21 protein-coding genes are annotated in these 17,729 nt (G+C 68.6%); 15 read left to right on the top strand and 6 right to left on the bottom strand.

All coding sequences use genetic code 11. The features are described from left to right. The first annotated feature begins 36 nt into the window (after nucleotides 1-36). From AC6CR5_RS10520 to AC6CR5_RS10500, 5 genes are all read left to right on the top strand, one after another. Nucleotides 37-1,368 carry a hypothetical protein gene (locus AC6CR5_RS10520; RefSeq protein ID WP_020928585.1) on the top strand — a complete coding sequence of 444 codons (1,332 nt, stop codon included), beginning with the start codon at nucleotides 37-39 and terminating at the stop codon, nucleotides 1,366-1,368. Then, nucleotides 1,368-2,177 (top strand): alpha/beta fold hydrolase, encoded by an 810-nt coding sequence (locus AC6CR5_RS10515; RefSeq protein ID WP_223203207.1) that lies wholly within the window; start codon nucleotides 1,368-1,370, stop codon nucleotides 2,175-2,177. The genes AC6CR5_RS10520 and AC6CR5_RS10515 overlap by 1 nt, the downstream gene beginning before the upstream one ends. A 75-nt stretch (nucleotides 2,178-2,252) precedes the next feature. Continuing rightward, a complete protein-coding gene (locus tag AC6CR5_RS10510) occupies nucleotides 2,253-3,398 on the top strand; it encodes an aromatic ring-hydroxylating oxygenase subunit alpha (protein ID WP_149895297.1) in 1,146 nt (381 codons plus the stop codon). Between the two features lie 12 nt (nucleotides 3,399-3,410). Then, nucleotides 3,411-4,022 (top strand): LysE family translocator, encoded by a 612-nt coding sequence (locus tag AC6CR5_RS10505; RefSeq protein ID WP_020928582.1) that lies wholly within the window; start codon nucleotides 3,411-3,413, stop codon nucleotides 4,020-4,022. Between the two features lie 8 nt (nucleotides 4,023-4,030). Next, nucleotides 4,031-4,927, top strand: a complete 897-nt coding sequence (locus AC6CR5_RS10500) for an alpha/beta hydrolase (protein ID WP_200221587.1) — start codon at nucleotides 4,031-4,033, stop codon at nucleotides 4,925-4,927. Nucleotides 4,928-5,003: 76 nt separating this feature from the next. On the opposite strand, the gene AC6CR5_RS10495 is transcribed toward AC6CR5_RS10500, so the two are convergent. Beyond that, on the bottom strand, nucleotides 5,004-5,819 hold the full coding sequence (locus tag AC6CR5_RS10495; RefSeq protein ID WP_020928581.1) for a sulfite exporter TauE/SafE family protein: 816 nt from the start codon (nucleotides 5,817-5,819) through the stop codon (nucleotides 5,004-5,006). A gap of 100 nt (nucleotides 5,820-5,919) precedes the next feature. On the opposite strand from AC6CR5_RS10495, the gene AC6CR5_RS10490 reads away from it, so the two are divergent. After that, nucleotides 5,920-6,690, top strand: coding sequence for an AraC family transcriptional regulator (locus AC6CR5_RS10490; RefSeq protein WP_026383035.1), 771 nt, complete (start codon nucleotides 5,920-5,922; stop codon nucleotides 6,688-6,690). A gap of 16 nt (nucleotides 6,691-6,706) precedes the next feature. Here AC6CR5_RS10490 and AC6CR5_RS10485 read toward each other — a convergent pair whose 3' ends face one another. Continuing rightward, a complete protein-coding gene (locus tag AC6CR5_RS10485) occupies nucleotides 6,707-7,144 on the bottom strand; it encodes a hypothetical protein (protein WP_047991279.1) in 438 nt (145 codons plus the stop codon). Between the two features lie 414 nt (nucleotides 7,145-7,558). Here AC6CR5_RS10485 and AC6CR5_RS10480 point away from each other — a divergent pair, with 414 nt between their 5' ends. Continuing rightward, nucleotides 7,559-7,762 (top strand): cold-shock protein, encoded by a 204-nt coding sequence (locus tag AC6CR5_RS10480; RefSeq protein ID WP_006385404.1) that lies wholly within the window; start codon nucleotides 7,559-7,561, stop codon nucleotides 7,760-7,762. 40 nt (nucleotides 7,763-7,802) lie between these two features. Next, nucleotides 7,803-8,081 carry a hypothetical protein gene (locus AC6CR5_RS10475; RefSeq protein ID WP_047991278.1) on the top strand — a complete coding sequence of 93 codons (279 nt, stop codon included), beginning with the start codon at nucleotides 7,803-7,805 and terminating at the stop codon, nucleotides 8,079-8,081. A 55-nt stretch (nucleotides 8,082-8,136) separates the two neighbouring features. On the opposite strand, the gene trhA is transcribed toward AC6CR5_RS10475, so the two are convergent. Continuing rightward, nucleotides 8,137-8,781, bottom strand: a complete 645-nt coding sequence (gene trhA, locus AC6CR5_RS10470; protein WP_045953616.1) for a PAQR family membrane homeostasis protein TrhA — start codon at nucleotides 8,779-8,781, stop codon at nucleotides 8,137-8,139. Nucleotides 8,782-9,058: 277 nt separating this feature from the next. Between trhA and AC6CR5_RS10465 the strand changes: the two genes are divergently transcribed. The 3 genes from AC6CR5_RS10465 (at nucleotide 9,059) to AC6CR5_RS10455 (ending at nucleotide 10,996) form a co-directional block, all read left to right on the top strand. Then, the gene (locus AC6CR5_RS10465) at nucleotides 9,059-9,241 is read left to right on the top strand and encodes a hypothetical protein (protein WP_006385401.1); all 183 of its coding nucleotides are present in this window, start codon (nucleotides 9,059-9,061) and stop codon (nucleotides 9,239-9,241) included. A 20-nt stretch (nucleotides 9,242-9,261) separates the two neighbouring features. After that, the gene (locus AC6CR5_RS10460) at nucleotides 9,262-10,329 is read left to right on the top strand and encodes an extracellular catalytic domain type 1 short-chain-length polyhydroxyalkanoate depolymerase (RefSeq protein WP_498085602.1); all 1,068 of its coding nucleotides are present in this window, start codon (nucleotides 9,262-9,264) and stop codon (nucleotides 10,327-10,329) included. 154 nt (nucleotides 10,330-10,483) lie between these two features. Continuing rightward, nucleotides 10,484-10,996, top strand: a complete 513-nt coding sequence (locus tag AC6CR5_RS10455) for a DUF1993 domain-containing protein (RefSeq protein ID WP_020928574.1) — start codon at nucleotides 10,484-10,486, stop codon at nucleotides 10,994-10,996. A 47-nt stretch (nucleotides 10,997-11,043) separates the two neighbouring features. On the opposite strand, the gene AC6CR5_RS10450 is transcribed toward AC6CR5_RS10455, so the two are convergent. Next, nucleotides 11,044-11,547, bottom strand: coding sequence for a VOC family protein (locus AC6CR5_RS10450; RefSeq protein WP_006385398.1), 504 nt, complete (start codon nucleotides 11,545-11,547; stop codon nucleotides 11,044-11,046). Between the two features lie 125 nt (nucleotides 11,548-11,672). After that, nucleotides 11,673-12,044, bottom strand: coding sequence for a DUF1428 domain-containing protein (locus AC6CR5_RS10445; protein WP_006385397.1), 372 nt, complete (start codon nucleotides 12,042-12,044; stop codon nucleotides 11,673-11,675). Between the two features lie 169 nt (nucleotides 12,045-12,213). On the opposite strand from AC6CR5_RS10445, the gene AC6CR5_RS10440 reads away from it, so the two are divergent. Beyond that, complete coding sequence (locus AC6CR5_RS10440; RefSeq protein ID WP_047991276.1) at nucleotides 12,214-13,188, top strand: GlxA family transcriptional regulator; 975 nt, start codon at nucleotides 12,214-12,216, stop codon at nucleotides 13,186-13,188. Nucleotides 13,189-13,263: 75 nt separating this feature from the next. Here AC6CR5_RS10440 and AC6CR5_RS10435 read toward each other — a convergent pair whose 3' ends face one another. After that, nucleotides 13,264-14,655, bottom strand: a complete 1,392-nt coding sequence (locus AC6CR5_RS10435; RefSeq protein ID WP_498085601.1) for an MFS transporter — start codon at nucleotides 14,653-14,655, stop codon at nucleotides 13,264-13,266. Nucleotides 14,656-14,838: 183 nt separating this feature from the next. Here AC6CR5_RS10435 and AC6CR5_RS10430 point away from each other — a divergent pair, with 183 nt between their 5' ends. The 3 genes from AC6CR5_RS10430 (at nucleotide 14,839) to AC6CR5_RS10420 (ending at nucleotide 17,727) form a co-directional block, all read left to right on the top strand. Continuing rightward, the gene (locus AC6CR5_RS10430) at nucleotides 14,839-15,741 is read left to right on the top strand and encodes a LysR family transcriptional regulator (protein WP_035199863.1); all 903 of its coding nucleotides are present in this window, start codon (nucleotides 14,839-14,841) and stop codon (nucleotides 15,739-15,741) included. 120 nt (nucleotides 15,742-15,861) lie between these two features. Next, nucleotides 15,862-16,671, top strand: a complete 810-nt coding sequence (locus AC6CR5_RS10425) for a DinB family protein (RefSeq protein WP_155869126.1) — start codon at nucleotides 15,862-15,864, stop codon at nucleotides 16,669-16,671. 108 nt (nucleotides 16,672-16,779) lie between these two features. Then, nucleotides 16,780-17,727, top strand: a complete 948-nt coding sequence (locus AC6CR5_RS10420) for a Dyp-type peroxidase (protein WP_498085600.1) — start codon at nucleotides 16,780-16,782, stop codon at nucleotides 17,725-17,727. Nucleotides 17,728-17,729 lie beyond the last annotated feature (2 nt).

Genomic DNA, 17,729 nt, shown 5'->3' with positions numbered 1-17,729 from the left:
CCTCAGACCGATTTCCACGACCCGTGGAGGATTTGAATGACTACCCTCGAATTGCAAGAGCAACCACAAGCCGCCGCCCCCGAAGCCCAGGGCACCGGCATCTGGCAGAAGACCGGCACGTTCCTGAACCAAGCGGCCGGCGTGCACGCCCGCCACCTGGTACGCGTGCTGGACCGCTACACCGTCGATCCGGCCGCCGTGGCCTCGCGCCTGCCGCCGAACCGCGTGCTCAACACCTGCTGCTTCTATCCCGAGCACCAGCCCACCCAGGTCATCCAGATGAACGTGGACGCCGACCTGGCCGGCAAGCTGCGCCGCGAGCTGCGCCTGCAGGCCAAGGTGGCGGGCACGTTCTCGGACACCTCCGTGGGCACCTATTTCCCGCTGTCCACCATGTTCGAGAACAGCGCGCTCTTCATCCCCTCGGCCAAGCGTTTCTACGACGACAACCAGGACAAGGTGATGGAGCACTTCCCGCAGGCGGCCACCACCGTGGTCAATGCCTTCGTGGTGCCCGCCGGCAAGAAACCCTACGGCACCCATTCGGCCAGCGGCATCGCGCTGCAGATCCCGTCGCTGGTCAAGAAGGGCCTGGGCTTTCCCAAGCACTACAAGAGCTTTCACACCGCCCTGACGCCGACGCCGATCACGCGCCAGCCCTTCGTCATCTTCGAGGACGCCGAGGTCGAGGCCCCGAACCTGAACTTCGTCTACATGAAGATGCTGGAGATGGACCTGGACGCCGAGGAGCGCGCCGCCGTCGACAAGGCGCTGTACCTGTACACCGAAGGGCTGCTGTCGGAAATCGACCTGCCCACGGTGCGCGACTTCCTGATGGCCAAGTACTGGGAAAAGAAATACGCCGACAAGCCCTCGTCCGGCTGGTTCTGCGACTCCAAGGTGGGCCAGGCGTTGTTCTTCGACAACTACCGCGCCCACGCCGACAGCACCTTGCCGCAGGCCACCGAGGACCGCGTCACCATCGACTTCCGCTGCTTCTCCAAGGTGGAGTATCCGGCGGGCATGACCAGCGGCCTGGACTTCATCGTCGACCCCAAGGAACGCGCCTACCAGACCAAGCGCAAGCGCGCCGGCATCGAGTTCCTGCTGACCGCGCTGGGCTACCACGACATCGACGAATTCCTGAAGATGATCTTCGGCACGCCCTACGGCCACATCAACCCCTTCGAACTGCTGACCGACCTGCAGTTCGGCGTCTACAACAAGACCAAACATCATCTGCTCGACCAGAATCTGGACGCGCACTACGAGCGGGTCGAGCGCCTGTACGAGCGGATCGAGCGCGACGGCGAATACGTGTTGCCAGAGCGCGCGCGCCAGTGCCTGGCGGCGATGGCGGGGAGTTGATGATGGCGCAAACCTCGCAAGATCCGGCCTTCGCCGCCATCCTGGAAAAGTACTTCGCCATCACCCGGGTGCCGTATGACGCCTTCACCCGCGCGTTCCTGGGACGCTGCCAGTCGTTCTCGGTGAAGGTCGACGGCGGCGTCTACAAGTACTACCGGCGCGGCGCCGGCCCCACCGTGGTGCTGGCGCATGGCATCCACAGCCACCTGGGCAGCATGGTGCCGATCGCCGAGCAGTTGCTGGACCTGGGCTACGAGGTGGTGCTGTTCGACATGCCGGCGCATGGCGAGGCCGCGGGCAGCGGCACCGACCCGGTGCAGGTGCGCGACTTCATCCGCAAGGTCTGCGCCCGGGTGGGCGACATCCACGCGGTGGTGAGCCATTCGCTGGGCGGGTTGTGGGCGCTGTCGGCCATGCACCAGGGGTTCCGCGCCGATGCCTTCGTCTCGATCTCGACGCCGTCCACCACGCGCTTCCTGGTCGAGAAGTTCGTCCAGCTCAACCAGCTCGACGCCGAGGTCGAGACCCGGCTCTGCGCCGAGCTGGAGCGGCGCTATGGCGCCTCGCTGTGGACCGACTATGCGCCCCGGCACATCGCCGGCGCGCTCGACGTGCCCGGCCTGGTCATCCACGGCGCCAAGGACGACTTCGTGCCGCCGGCGCACGCGCAAGCGCTGTATGACGCGTGGCCCGGCGCCACGCTGGAGATCGTCGATGGCGCGGGCCACTTCGAGATCCTGGGCCTGGCCGCCGTGGGCAAGCGGGTCGGCGCCTATCTGCGGGAGGTGCCGGTGGCCGCGGCGGCATGAGCGGCCCGCCCCGGCGCCGGCGGGGCCGGGGCGTCTTTTTCCATAAAACGCTTTTGACAGGACTTGGGATCTCAGATGAAACACGCGACGCAAGTAGAAACCCTGCGCAAGATGTTCAAGCTGCGCGAAGTGGACCGCGACGAGGACATGCTGGGCCGGGTGGTGCAAGTGCCGGCCAGCGTCTATATGGACAACGCCGTGCTGGAGCGCGAACTGGAAACGGCCTTCCGCGACTATCCCCTGGTGGTGGGCGCCTCGACCCAGGTGCGCGAGCCGGGCTCGTACCTGCTCAGCCCGTGGGACCGGCTGCCGTTCGTGGTGGTGCGCGACAAGGGCGGCGCGCTGCGCGCCTTCCTCAACGTCTGCCGCCATCGCGGCGCGCGCCTGGTGTCGGGCAATGAGAAGGAACTGAAGTTCTTCACCTGTCCCTTCCATGGCTGGGTCTACGGCCTGGACGGCGAACTGAAGGGCGTGACCAAGCCCTACAACTTCCCCGACCTGGACTGCGGCAAGCACAAACTGGTGGAGCTGGCGGTGACCGAGCGCTCGGGGCTGGTCTGGCTGCATCCGACGCCGGGCGCGACCATCGACCTGGACGCCGGCCTGGGCGCCGACATGAGCGACGAGATCGCCGGCTTCAAGCTCGACGAACTTTCCCTGCACAGCCGCAAGGTCAGCACCCTGAACGCCAACTGGAAGCTGCTGCTCAAGACTTACCTGGAGCGCTACCACGTGCCCATCCTGCACAAGAACACCATCGGCCCGGTGTTCGAGAAAGGGGTGATCGCGCACTTCGAACATGGCCTGCACATCCGCATCGCCGCGGCCAAAACCAACCTGATGGACGCAGCCGCCGCCGACCCGCAGTCGTGGCGCATCCTGGACTATGCGTCGGTGTTCTACACGCTGTTTCCCAATACCTTCCTGATCAACCACGCCAACATCGTCTCGCTCAATTCCTTCTATCCGATCGCGCCCGACAAGACCATCTGGACCCACGACATGCTGTACCGCGAGGCCGATTACGCCGGCGAGGAAGGGCAGGCGACGCTGGCGCAGCGCTTCGGCAACATCGACGCGGTGTTCCATCGCGAGGACTTCGGCATCGTCGAAGGCGTGCAGGCCGGCCTGCACTGCGGCGCCAACCCGCAGCACACGCTGGGGCTGGAAGAAGGGCTGCTGGGCATGTTCCAGCACAACATCGACCGCGTGACCGCCTGACGGAGCCGCGCCATGACCGGCATCGATTGGGTCTTCGTTTTGGGCACGGCCGCCATCCTGCTCACGCCCGGTCCGACCAACACCCTGCTGGCGGCGGCGGGGCTGGCGCAGGGCTTTCGCCGCGCCGCGCCGCTGGTGGGTTTCGAACTGGCCGGCTACCTGGTCGGCATCACGGCGTGGGGCCTGTTCCTGGCGTCGGCGCAGGCCGTCTATCCCTGGATAGGCATCGTGGTGCGCGTGGCCAGCAGCCTCTACCTGGCCCACGTCGCGGTCAGGATCTGGTGCGCGGCGGGCGAGGATGTGACGACGCGCAAAGAGCCCATCGGGCCCTACGCGCTGTTCATTGCCACACTGCTCAACCCCAAGGGCCTGGTGTTCGCGTCGACCCTGTTCCCGCCGCATGCGTTCGAGCACATGCCGGGCTACCTGGCCGCGATGGCGCAGTTCATCTGCCTGCTGGCGCCGATCGCGTTCCTGTGGATCAAGTTCGGCGCCGTGCTCGCCGGGCAGCGCATCGGCTTCATCAACCCGGAACGATTGCAGCGTACCGCCGCGCTGGTAATCGGGGTATTCTCTGTATCGATTGTTGGGTCCGCCGTTCGCTTGTCTCTGCTACCAGGATGAAACGACGTATGACGACTGAAAACAAGCTCTCCGCCGTTGCCGCCGCCGACACGGGCGCCGCGCGCAAGCCTCGCAAGAAACCCTTCCTGGCCAGCGCCATCGGCGCCGTGTTCGGCTTTGCCGGCACCGTGGCGCCGGGCGCTACCGCCAAGGTGGTGCAGAAGCTGCTGTTCACGCCCACACGGCTCAAGCCCTCCGAGCCCGGACGCAGCGTGCTGGCGCAGGCGCGCGCCGAACCGCATGAGATCGACGGCCAGACCGTCTACTACTACGTCTGGGGCGACAGCGGCCCGCGCGTGCTGCTGGTGCATGGCTGGGGAGGCGACGCCGCGCAGATGACGGCCTACGTCGAACCCCTGCGCCAGCGCGGCTGCCAGGTCGTGGCCATCGACATGCCGGCCCATGGCCGCTCCACCGGCAAGCAGGCCTCGGTGCGCCACTTCGAACCCTGCGTGGTCCACGCCGCCCAGGCCTACGGACCGTTCCATGGCGTGATCGCGCATTCGCTGGGCGCGGCCGCCGTCACCTTTGCGCTGTCGCGTGGCTTTACCGTCGAGCGCGCGGTGTTCCTGGGGCCGGTCAGCCGCTACGACAGCGTCTGGGAATATTCGCGGCGCATGATGAACCTGCCGCCCAAGGTCATGCCGCTGGTGCTCAAGCGCGCCCAGGACTGGCTCGGCATCACCTTTCCCGAGATGGAGCCGGCGCGGCTGGCGCCGTCCATGACGACGCCGCTGCTGATCGTCCACGACCGTGCGGACCGCGAGAGCCCCTACGAGGATGCCGCCGTGCTGGCGCAGGCCTGGCCGGGCGCCGAACTGGTGGCCACCGAGAAGATGGGACACACCCGCGCGTTGCGCGATCCCGCGCTGGTGGCGCAGGTGGCGGCTTTCGCCGCGCAATAGCGTCGCCCTGGCGCTTGGCGGAGCGCCGGGGCGCGCCGGCCCGCGGCACGGCGCGTCGGGCGGGCCGCGCGGCCGTTCAGGCCAGCGCCATGCTCAGCAGCACCAGCGCCAGCAGCGCCACGTACACCCGCGCATGCAGCCGGTCCGGGATGCGCGGGATCAGCGGCGCCGCCAGGCGGATTCCCGCCAGCGACCCCAGCGCCAATGCCGCGAAGGCCAGCAGGTCCACATAGCCGATGATCCACGGCGCCAGCGGCGCGGGCAGCGCGCGCGCCGCCGCCATGTAGGCCAGCGTGCCGACGATGGCCACCGGCAGCGTCAGCGGATTGGCCATGGCCGCGGCCTTGGCCATGGGCAGGCCGCGCCGCCGCAGCAGCGGCACCGTCATCACGCTGCCGCCCACGCCCAGGAAGGTGGCGATCACGCCGATCACCACGCCGCCGCCCACGGTCACGCCCTGGCCCAGCGGCCGAGCCGCCTGTGCTTCGTGGCGCGCCATGAAGCCCTGACGCAGCAGGCAATCGAGGATGGTCACGGCCAGGTAGGCGATGAAGGCATAGCGCACCACGTCGCCGCTGGCGCGGGTGGCGGCCCAGGCGCCCAGCAAGGCGCCCACGCCGATGAAGCCGGCCAGCGGCCAGACATAGGCGCGCACGATGTTGCCGGCGCGCTGGTGCTTGCGGGTGGCGGCCACCGAGTTGACGATCATCACGCAGGTCGAGGTCGCCACCGCGATGTGCATCGCCGCCTGGCCGATGGCGTCCTGCGCGCCGTGGGTGGCGGTCAGCACGCCATACAGCACCGGCACCACCACGAAGCCGCCGCCGAAGCCGAACAGCACCGTGGTCACGCCGCTCAGGGCGCCGAACAGCGCCAGGGTCACATACAACATCGCAAACGTCCTTTCCGGGCAAAACGCCACGATAGGGCGGGGCGTGGTGGCTCGCTTTCGAGGATTGGACAATAATGTTTGCATTCCGGCCAATCCCGCCATGCGCAACACTCACATCGACCTGCATGACCGCCTGGACCGCGAGGTGGTCGCCATCGGCAACGACTATCCGCCCGGCCATCTGCTGCCGGCGCACACGCATCGCCGCGCCCAGCTGCTGTACGGCGCCACCGGCGTCATGCACGTGGTCACGCGCGACGGCAACTGGGTGGTGCCGCCACAGCGCGCCGTCTGGATCCCCGCCGGGCTGACGCACCAGGTGCGGATGCAGGACGTCAGCACCCGCAGCGCCTACATCGAGCCGGGCGCGGCGCGTGCCGCCAGCACGGCCTGCGAAGTGGTGGAAGTGTCGCCGCTGCTGCGCCAGCTGCTGCTGGCCGCGGTGGACATGCCGGCGCGCTACGACGTGGCCGGCCGCGACGGCGCGCTGGCGGCGCTGCTGCTGCACGAAGTGGCGCGCGCGCCGGTCCTGCCGCTGCACATCCCGTTGCCGCGCGACAAGCGCCTGGCGCCGCTGTGCCGCGCCTTCATCGCCGCGCCCGACGTGCGCCAGCCGCCCGAGGCCTGGGCCGAGCGCCTGCACATGAGCCCGCGCACCTTCAGCCGCCACTTCCGCCAGCAGACCGGCATGGCGTTCTCGGCCTGGCGCCAGCGCGCCTGCGTGGTGCTGGCGCTGGCGCGGCTGGCGGCGGGCACGCCGGTGACGGCCATCGCGCTGGATTTCGGCTACCAGAGCCCGGCGGCATTCTCGACCATGTTCCGGCGCGTGCTGGGCCGTCCGCCCACCGGCTTTCTGCGGCAGGCTGACTGATGCCGGGCGAAGCGCGCTAGCGCCGCAGCTTCATCGACACGTCGGTGTGCGTGCCGCGATCCAGATCCGCGCCCAGGGATTGGTCCCAGTCGGGCAGCTTGAGCAATTCGTTGCCGGTTTCGCCCGCTTCGATGCGCCGCGCGACGTCATCGAGTAACTGCGTGCGGTTGGCAAAGCCGCGCCCTTGCAGGCCGCGCGCAAACAGGCGGTAGGTCAGGTTCGGCTCCACGCCCTTCATCACCCCGAGATCGAGGATGCGGCCGTGTTCGTCGCGCAGCAGCAAGTGGCCGGGCCGGGCGTAGATGCGGTAGATGCGCCAGGGTGACGATATCGCCGCATGTTCGCGCGGCATGTCGGATCGCGCGGCCCCGCCGGGGGGAGGCGGCGTCGCGGACGGCAGCAACTTCACGCAGGCATTGGCGAACCGGGCGATGGACCTTCGGAGGGCGCTCATGCGCGCTCCGCACGGGATGCGTGCGGCGGGTGGGGGGTGTGCGCAGTATGGCGCGTGGGGATGCGGTGCGCGGCGGGCGCCGCGCGCTTGCAAGGGTCATGGCGCATGGCCGTCCTACTCCTGTATGGCGATACGGCGAGGGACGCGCGTTCAGGCACCATGTTTGCAGCATACGCGCTTTGTCGCGTGCCCGCGCGCCGGCCCGCGCGACAAAAGTGATTCAGGGCATCACGGCCGTGCTAATTGGAAACATCCGTTGACTTTCCCGGGTTGCGCACCCATAGTCGACTGAAAGCTGTTCGAGCATCGTGATTTTCGTCCGGTATCGCACCCTTCCGGGGCGCTTCATTGTTCGCGGTCCTTTCCTTGACTGGCTCTCTTCCCGGGCGGTGCCCGCATGCAAGGAGTGGAAATATGGAAACCGGAATTGTGAAGTGGTTCAACGACGCCAAGGGCTTTGGCTTCATCATGCCCGAAAATGGCGGCAAGGATCTGTTCGCGCATTTTTCTGAAATCGTCGGCGACGGCCATAAGGCGCTGGTCGAGAATCAGCGCGTCAGCTACGTCACCGCCCAAGGCGCGAAAGGCCCTCACGCCACGCAGATTCGCGCAATGTGAGCGCAGGCCCCCACGGCCCGTATCTCGGATGGGAGCGAGCATGTTTCATAACAACATGGTCTACAAGGGTTACCGGCTGACCGCCAATGTTTCCCGCATTGTCGTGGATGGCAGCGGCAGGCCCGCTTTCACCGCGACCGTGGCGGTGGAGCTGGCCGCCGAACAGGATCGCCGCAACGACCACCACGTCGTGGTGCCCTTGTTCGCATCAGGCGGCTCTGTCTCCAGCCCCGTCATGGCGGTGGATGCGGCCATCCACCATGGCCGCCTGCTGGTGGACAGCCACGCGCGCTCCGCCAGCGCGGCGCTGCAACGGTAGGCCCGCCTTCTAACCAGCCGCGATAGCGCCGACCGGCGCGGCGGGGCCTTGCTGCCTATGCCGCGTACCACAGCACCGCGAAGAAATGGCACACCGTGCCCGTCAGCACGAACAAGTGCCAGACGAAATGCGCATAACGCCAGCGGTTGTCGAACACGAAGAACACCACGCCGCCGGTGTAGGCCAGTCCGCCCGCCACCAGCCACCACAGGCCGCCCTCGGGCACCCGTTCCAGCAGCGGCTTGACGGCAATGATGACCAGCCAGCCCATGGCCAGGTACAGTCCGGTCGAGATCGCCGGCCGGTTGAGCCGCTTGCTGGCCTTCAGGCCCACGCCCAGCAGGGCCAGCCCCCACACCAGCCCGAACAGCGTCCAGCCCCACGGCCCGCGCAGCGCGCCCAGCGCGAACGGCGTATAGGTGCCGGCGATCAACAGGTAGATAGCCGAATGGTCGAGCACATTGAAGAGGCGCTTGGCGCGGTTTTCGGGCAGCGCATGGTAGATGGTGGAAGCCAGGTACAGCAGGCACATGCTGGCGGCGAACACCGCCGCGCCGGCGATGAAGGCGGCGTCGCCCTGGCGCGCGGCGGCGACGATGAGGATGGGGGCGGCGGCCAGCGCGCCGGCCGCGCCCAGGCCGTGGCTGATGGTGTTGGCGATTTCTTCGCCCAGGGTCTGGCGGCGGTCGTTCGGGAACATGGTTTGCTGGCGGCGCGTGGCTTGGATTCTCAGGGTTTCCACCATAAGGGTTTTGGGCCGCCACCTCAAGCCGGACCGCTGCGCGCGGGGGGATGGCTTGATTTTCTGCAAACCGCATCGCCGCCGGCATGCCTCAGGAGCATCGATGGAAAGTTACTGTGTGATACATTTCACACGCTCGATCAGCCGCCCGCAGAGGCGGCGCTTTTGCTGCATGGCGTTACCGAGGGCAGCGCATCCGGCGGGCCCGCAAGACTCTTCAAGGGGAGGCTCTTCTATGATTCCGGCAATCGGCCTGATGGTTGGGGCGTACATCATCACGCGCATGACCGCGATGTTGACCCAGCCTGGCACCAGCAAAGTCCTCAAGGTACTTTCCCTCATCACGATCGCGGTGGCGCTGGTGTCTTGTCTGGACCTGTTGACCGGCAGCGCGGCGGTCCCGTCGGGCCGGTTCTGACGGGATCTCCAGCCCGAACCATGGCGCGCAGTCTGACCCATCTCTTTTTCAATGCCGCAAAAAAGCTGAGCAAGATCCAGCGCGCGGCCTTGCGCATGGCCGCGCCCCGGCGTGGCCGCAAGCGGCCCGCCCCGGCGCGCCAGACCGCGGTCCGTTCCGGCGCGGCCACCCCCGCGGCAGCCAACCTGGGCGGTGGCCGCTGGGAGGCCTCGCGGCAGTTTTCCGACGCCCATGGGCGGCGCCTCACGTTCGCCCGCTATACCCCGCCGGCCGCGCCGCGCCAGGGCATGCCGCTGGTGGTGATGCTGCATGGTTGCCGCCAGACCGCGCTGGCGTTCGCGCGCGGCTCGCGCATGAATCAATGGGCCGACGCGGGCGGCTTCATGGTGCTGTATCCGCAGCAGTCGATGACGCGGCAGGTGCAGCGCTGCTGGCGCTGGTTCCAGCCTGATGCCCTGCATGGTGGCGCCGAGGCCGACCTGATCGCCGCCTTGATCCGGGCCGAGGTGGCGCGCCATGGCCTGGATCCGCAACGTGTCTACATCGCCGGCCTGTCGGCGGGCGCCGGCATGGCGGCGCTGGTGGCGCTGCGCCATCCCGCGCTGATCGCCGCGCTGGCCATGCATTCCGGGCCGGTGGTGGGAGACGCGCACAGCGCCACGGCGGGGCTGCACACGATGCGCCGCGGCACGCTCAGGCCGCTGCTGCCGCTGGTGCAGGCCGTGGCCGACCCGGCGCTGTTCCAGCTGGGCATGCCGACCATGATCCTGCACGGGCAAATGGATCCGGCGGTGGCGCCGCGCAACGCCCGGCAGTTGTTCGAGCAGTTCCGCGCGGTCAATGGCCTGGCGCCGGACGAGCCCACCGTCGAGCGCGTGCTCGGCCTGGGGACCGAAAAGGCCTACCGCCGCGTCGACCTGCTGTGCAACCGCAAGGTGGTGCTGCGGTTGTGCGAGATCACGCGGGTCGAGCATGGATGGAGCGGCGGCGATGCCTCGGTGCGCTATCACGCGCGCAGCGGGCCGGATGCCTCGGCGCTGGCCTGGCGTTTCTTCCAGGGCCAGCGGCGCGTGCTCGTGTCTTCCTAGGACCTGTTGGCGCCATTGTTCAGGAAACGGAAACAGACATGTCGCCTCGCCCGTCGCGCGCGTGCCATGGCGGGGCGGTAACATCGCGGCACGCCCGCGATCCCCGGCGCCGTTCCGGTCGCCGGCCAGGCAAGCCTATTCGGAACTTCCCATCATGTCCCTGTCCATTTACCAGGCCTCGGTGCCTGTCTTCATTCGCGGCCTGAGCGTCCTGGCCACATTGCTGGAAAAAGGCGCGGCGCACGCGGCCGCCAATGGCATCGATCCCGCCGAGCTGGTCAATGCCCGGTTGGCGCCGGACATGTATCCCTTGTCCGGCCAGGTGCAACGCGCCAGCGACGCGTCCAAGTTCGCCGTGCAGCGCCTGTCGCAGGTCGAATCGCCGCGCTTTCCGGACGAGGAAACCACCTTCGAGCAACTGCGGCAGCGCGTCGCCGACACGATTGCCTACCTGCGCTCGGTGCCGGCCGACAAGCTCGACGGCGCCGAAGCCCGCACGATCACGCTCAGCTTCGGCGAGTTCAAGCCCGAATTCCGGGGCGACGCCTACTTGCTGACGTTCGCGCTGCCGAACTTCTACTTCCACGTCACCACCGCCTACGACATCCTGCGCCACGCCGGCGTGCCGATCGGCAAGCTGGACTTCCTGGGCCCATACCCGGCCTGACGCCGGGCGCGCGTGCCGGCGGCGCGCCGCCGACCGCGCATTGCCATTCAACCCGGCTTGCGGGCCGGATCGCCGCAGCCTTCCATCGGGCCCATCTTGGCCATGTTCGCCTGGATCTCCTCGGGCGTCAGGTCTTCCTTGTGGGTGGCGATGGACCAGCGGTGGCCGAACGGGTCCACCACCTGGCCGTAGCGGTCGCCCCAGAACATATCGGCCGCCGGCATGGTGACCTGCGCGCCCGCCGCCACCGCCTGCTTGATTGCCGCGTCGACGTCTTCCACGTACAGGTGCAGGGTCACCGGCGTGCCCTTGAGCGCCTTGGGTCCCAGGCTGCCCCACTCGGGAAAATCGTCCATCAGCATCACCACCGAATCGCCGATGCGGATGGCCGCGTGCATCACCTTGCCGCCTGGACCGGGCAGGCGCGCCAGTTCCTGCGCGTCGAAGGCCTTGCGATAGAACGCGATCGCGTCCGAGGCGCCTTCGCACACGATGTGCGGGGTCAGGGTGTGCATGCCGTCGGGAATCGCCTGCTTTGCGGGGGTCGCCATGATGTGTCTCCGAAATTCCTGGATGAAAGTTGCTCGTGGAAGGGGCGGCGCGCCTGCGCGAACCTGCCCGTCCTTGCCCTACGACGAACGGAGGCCGCCGGGATCGACACGCCGTCCGGTTTTTTTTACTGGGCGCGGGCCGATTTGCCGACCAGCGTGGTGAATCCGCCCCAGCACATGCGCTTGAAGTCGAACACGCCTTCGCACGACACGCTGTTCAGGCGCGGATCGGCCATGACCTTGGCGTTGATGCGGTCGCGCTCGGCCTTGCTGGTGAACACGATCCACGAGAACACCACCGTCTCGCCTTCGCGCGCGCTGGCCGCGGCGCTGAACGAGCCGAAGCCTTCGCCGTCGATGTCGTCCGCCACGCATTCGCGATACTCCAGCGCGCCGTTCTCCAGCCAGATCGAGCCGGCCAGATCGGCCATCTTGCGGTAGGCCTCGAGGTTGGCCTTGGGGACGCTCAACAGGTAACCGTCTATGTACTGTTCCATCTGATGCTCCTTGACTTGGTGTTGTTGTGGGCCCCGGCGCGGAACCCGCCAGTCCGCGCGGGCCATGTCGGCAGCGATGCCGGCAGATGTCACTGTATCGGGATCGGCGGCGCTTTCAGATAGGCGTTTGCGACATTCTTGAGGGTGGATTGCGACAGGCCGCAGGCGTATGCTTGGCGGCATGAAAAACATCGCGTTCCTGCTGCCCAGCGGCGCCAATATCGCTTCGCTGGAAACCGCCCGGCACGGCTTTCTGGTGGCCAACGAATACCTGGCCGCGCAGGGGCGGCCGGCGCGCTTCACGGTGCGCACGCTGGCCGCCACGCGCCAGGTCAGCCTGGACGACGGCCGCATCACCGTGCAGGCCGACCTGGTGCTGGACGAGGCCCGCGATATCGACATCTGCATCGCGCCGCCATTGCTGGGCGCGGTGTCCGACGTGGTGCTGTCGAACCGCGATCTCATCGAGTGGCTGTCCCGCCACTATCGCGGCGGCGGCGAAGTGGCCAGCCTGTGCCTGGGCGCGGCCTTGCTGGCCGCCGGGGGCCTGCTGGACGGCCAGCAGGCGGTGGTGCATTGGGCCGCGCGCAATCTGTACGCCAACCTGTTTCCGTCGGTCGACTGGAGCTGCGACCGCGTGGTCCAATCCGGCAACGGCATCTACACCAGCGGCGGCGCCTTCTCGGCGGCGCACCTGGTGCTGCACCTGATCGAGAAATACACCGACCGCGACACCGCCATCTGGTGCGCCAAGTACTTCCAGCTGGACTGGAGCCGCCAGAGCCAGCTGCCGTTCTCGGTGTTCATGGGCCAGAAGTCGCACGCCGACCAGGTGGTGCGGGCGGTGCAGGATTTCATCGAAAGCCGCTACACCGAGAAGATCACCGTCGAGGACCTGGCCGACCGCCACGCCATGGGCCGCCGCACGCTGGAGCGGCGCTTTCGCCAGGCCACCGGCAACAGCATCGTCGAATACGTGCAGCGGGTGCGGGTCGAGGCCGCCAAGAAACGCCTGGAAAGCTCGCGCAAAAGCGTGGCCGAAGTGATGTACGAGGTCGGCTACAACGACACCAAGGCCTTTCGCGACATCTTCAACAAGTACTGCGGCATGTCGCCGGTGGGCTACCGCGAACGCTATCAATGACGGCGGGCGGCGTTGCCGCAAGCCGGAGGTCGCGCGGTTCGCCGGAACGCGCGGCGCCCGGCCCGGGCGGGGCCGCTACGAGGCCGCCAGGGCCTGGCGGGTCCGCCGCGCCAGGCGTTCGAGCAGGGCGCTGCTCAGGCACCCGGCCAGCGCGAACGCCACCGCCACCCACAAGGCCCAGGTGGCGCCGCCGCGGGCATTGAAGGCAAAGCATGCCGCCACGAACGCCGCGCCCATGGTCTGGCCCAGCAGCCGCGCCAGGCCGGACAGGCCGCTGGCCACGCTGGCGCGGTGCGCCGGCACGCTGAACATGATGAAGCGCTGGTTGGGCGACAGGAACAGCCCGAACCCCGTGCCGCACAACGCCATGGGCAGCATCACCGCCCATATCGGCGCGCCAGCGGGCAGCCCGCTCACGATCAGCAGGCCGGCGGCCAGCAGCGCCAGGCCGACCGCGCCCAGCAGGCTGGCGGACATGCGGTCCGACCACTTGCCCGAGAACGGCGCCAGGCAAGCCCCCATCACCGGCCAGGGCGCGATCAGCATCCCGACTTCGGCGATGCCGCGGCCGAGCGTCTGGTTCAGCAGGAACGGCAGCGCCACCATGGCGGCGCCCTGCGCCGCGAAGGCCAGCACGCACACCAGCACGGCCATCGAGAAGGGCGCCAGGCGCAGCAGGTCCAGCGGCACGATCGCGTGCGCGCTCAGGCGTTCGCGGCGCAGCAGCAGCAGTGCCCAGCTCAGCGCGCAGCATGCCCAGATCAGGGCGGTGCCCCAGTCCGGTTGCGCCGCGCGTTCCAGGCCCTGCACGGCCAGCCCGAACGCCAGCGCGCACAGCACGGCCGCGCCGGCGTCGAGCGCCTTGCCATCGCCGGGCAACCGCGGCAGGTGCCGGCCGGCCAGCATCAACGCCACCAGGCAGAAGGGCACGTTCACATAGAACAGCCAGTGCCAGCTCAGCACCGTCAGCATCGCCGACGCCAGCACCGGCCCGCCGGCCAGCGACGCCGCCGCGATCATCGCGTTCAGGCCCATGCCGCGGCCCAGTTCCTCCTTGCGGTAGATGGCGCTCACCAGCGCCATGTTGCAGCCCATCAGCGCCGCGGCAGCCAGGCCCTGCGCCGCCCGCGCCGCTTCCAGCGACCACAGCGACTGCGCCGCGCCGCACCAGACCGAGGCGGCCAGGAACAGCCACAGCGCCGGCAGGAACACCCGCCGGTGCCCGATCTTGCCCGCCAGCGCGGCAAGCGGCAGCATCGTCGCCACCATGACCAGCTGATAGACGGTGACCACGCCGATCACGTCGGCCGCGCCGACGCCCAACTGCGACGCCATCGACGGCAACGCCGTGTTGGTCATGGAGGTATCGAGCGTCGCCATCGAGATCGACAGGGACACGGCCAGCATCGCGTAGCGGCGCGCGGCGGGAGTCAGGGGGGCGGGGGAGGAAGCGGGGGAAGCTGGCATCGCGGACTGAAGGGGGAGACAGAAAACGGGAGGCGGAAAAGACGGTGGCAGGTGGAACAGACGGTCCCAGTATGAAAGCCGCGCTTCTTGCGGTGAATAGCAAAATCCGGAAAGCAGCCTTGCAGATATGAAATACTGGAACCGATTAGGATGGCCGCGGAACGCGTCGAAAGCGAGGGCAGGGTGAACCGATCGGAAGGCATGGCGCTGCTGGTGGCGGCCGTGGACCAGGGCAGTCTCAGCGGCGCTTCGCGCGTCAGCGGGATTTCATTGGCGTCCGTCAGCCGGCGCATCAGCGCGCTGGAGGAACGCGTGGGCACCCGCCTGCTGGTGCGCTCGACCCGCGCCCTGCGCCTGACCGAGGCGGGGCAGCGCTATTACGCCGAGGCCAAGCGCCTGCTGGCCGAGATGGACGAACTGGAAAGCAGCATGCGGATCGACGCCGCCGAGCCCTCGGGCCGGCTGCGCGTCACGGCGCCGACGCTGTATGGGCGGGTGCACCTGCAGCCCTTGCTGGCGAAGTTCCTGATGCAGCATCCCAAGGTCGCGCTCGACCTGCATTTGCTGGACCGCCCCGTCAACCTGCTGGAGGAGGGCATCGACCTGGCCGTGCTGGTCGGCGAACAGCCCAGCTCCAGCCTCGTCGCCCGGCGCCTGGGCTCCATCCGCTGGGTCCTGAGCGCCTCGCCCGACTACCTGGCGCGGCGCGGCATCCCCCACAGCCTGCAGGACCTGGCGCAACACGACGGCCTGGTGTACAGCCACCTGGCGACGGAGGATGCGTGGACGCTGATCGACAAGGGCAAGCCGGTGACCGTGCGGGTGCGCACCCGGATGCGCTCGAACACCGTGGACGGCGTCGTCACGGCCGCGGCGGCCGGCGCCGGCATCGTCTATGCGCCCGCCTGGGCGATCGCGGACCACGTCGCGGCGGGGCGCCTGCAGCCGCTGCTGGTGGCGTCGGAAACCCCGCCCCGGCCGGTGTTCGCGTTGATGACCCACCAGCGGCTGATGGCAGGCAAGGTGCGGTCACTGGTGGAATTCCTCGCCCGGCACCTGCGCGAGAAATCCTTGAATGATCTGTGACGCCGGGCCAGGGCGCGAGGCACCCGGCCTGCCCGTGCTGGCGTCGAACGCCGCCATCGCGCGGTTGACGGTGCTTGGCTGGTAACGTATCGTTTTGCGCAGTTACCGGCCACCCCGCCCATGCATTCCCGTTTCGACCGATTCCGCGCCACCCCTCTCGGGCAGCAGCTCGAGGCCCTGATTGACGAGCCGGGCCGCTACCTCGAGTACGCGGCGCTGTCGCGGGTCGGCGTGGCCGCCGTCGCCGCCATCAGCGACGACGTCGAAACGATGTTCCCCGAAGTCGCGGCGGACACCACCGCGCGGCAGTTCTGCGGCGCGCTCGTGGCCGACCTGATGCGGCGCCACGGTCATGAGGTGGTGCAGGCGCGCGGCCGCGTGGCGGGCGCGATTTTCAGCTATGGCGCGGTGTTCAGCCCGCGGCCCGTGGCGCTGCCGTTCGCCGGGGTCATCGACGGGCTGGCGCGCATGCCGGACGCCGTGGCCAGCCTGATGGCGCGCGTGCCGGCGCCCTGGCGTACCCGCCGGCCCGAGGGAACCGGGTTTTCGGCCACCGAACACGTCTGCCTCCTGCGCGGCCTGGATACCGTGTTCGTCCAGCGCATCGAGGCCATTCTCGCCGCGCCGCTGCCGCGCATCGATTCCGTCGACGGCAGCGCCCTGGCGGCCGAGCGCGATTACCAGGAGCATGACCCGGACGCCGCGCTGGCCTCGTTCCGCCGCGGCCGGGCGCAGTTGTGCGCCTCGCTGCGCAAGCTGGACGCGACGGCGCTGGCGCGGTGCGGCCTGCGCGACGGCCTGCACCGCATGACGCTCGAACAGATCGTGCGCGAGCTGCTCGAGCACGACCGCACCCATTGCCAGGAACTGGAAGAACTGCTCGCCGAACTGGCCCCGCCGACCGCTCGTGGCGAACGCGGCGCCGCATGAGCCGCGGCGCCCGCCGCCACGCCCGTGCCGCGGGTCCGCGACCGCATCGGCTATATTGCCAGCGCCCCTTTTCTTTCTCGCGGGCCGCCGCCGGCCCCATCGAATCCCATGCCTGAAAAACCCGTAGAACCGCAAGCCGTCCTCAGCCCCAACGCCCGCTACGCGATCTTCATCGTCGCCACGCTGAACCCCGGCGCCGACAACGCCGCCGCCGTGCGCGCCTGGTGTGAAGACGTCGGCAACCTGGTGCGCACCGTCGGCACGCGCGCGGTGGCCGCCGACCTGTCCTGTGTCTGTGGCTTCGGCTCGGCCGCCTGGGACACGCTGTTCGGCGCGCCGCGGCCCGCCGGCCTGCATCCGTTCCGCGAGATCGGCACGGGCGAGCGCGTCGCCGTGTCGACGCCGGGCGACATCCTGCTGCACATCCGCGCCGAAGCCATGGACGCCTGTTTCGAGCTGGCCACCTTGCTGGTGGCCGCGCTGGGCCCGGCGGCCACGGTGGTCGATGAAGTGCACGGCTTCCGCTATTTCGACCGGCGCGCCATCATCGGCTTCGTCGACGGCACCGAGAACCCGCAGGGGTTCGAACTGCCCGGCTACACCCTGATCGGCGACGAGGACGAAGCCTTCGCCGGCGGCAGCTACGTGCTGGTGCAGAAGTACCTGCACGACATGAGCGCCTGGGAAAAGCTGTCCACCGAACAGCAGGAACTCATCATCGGCCGCCGCAAGCTCACCAACGTCGAGCTGCCCGACGACGTCAAGCCGTCGTACTCGCACAGCGCCCTGACCACCCTGGAAGAAGATGGCCAGGAGATCAAGATCCTGCGCGACAACATGCCGTTCGGCCGCGCCGGCGCCGGCGAATTCGGCACCTATTTCATCGGCTACGCGCGTTCGCCCAAGCCGATCGAACAGATGCTCGAGAACATGTTCGTGGGCCGTCCTGCCGGCAACTACGACCGCCTGCTCGACTACAGCCGCGCCGTCACCGGCAGCCTGTTCTTCGTGCCGTCGGCCGAGCTGCTGGACGAGCTGGCCGAACGCGCGGGCTGATC

It is taken from the genome of Achromobacter sp. EG18 (assembly GCF_059759395.1).
This window is presented reverse-complemented; position numbering and strand designations above follow the sequence as displayed.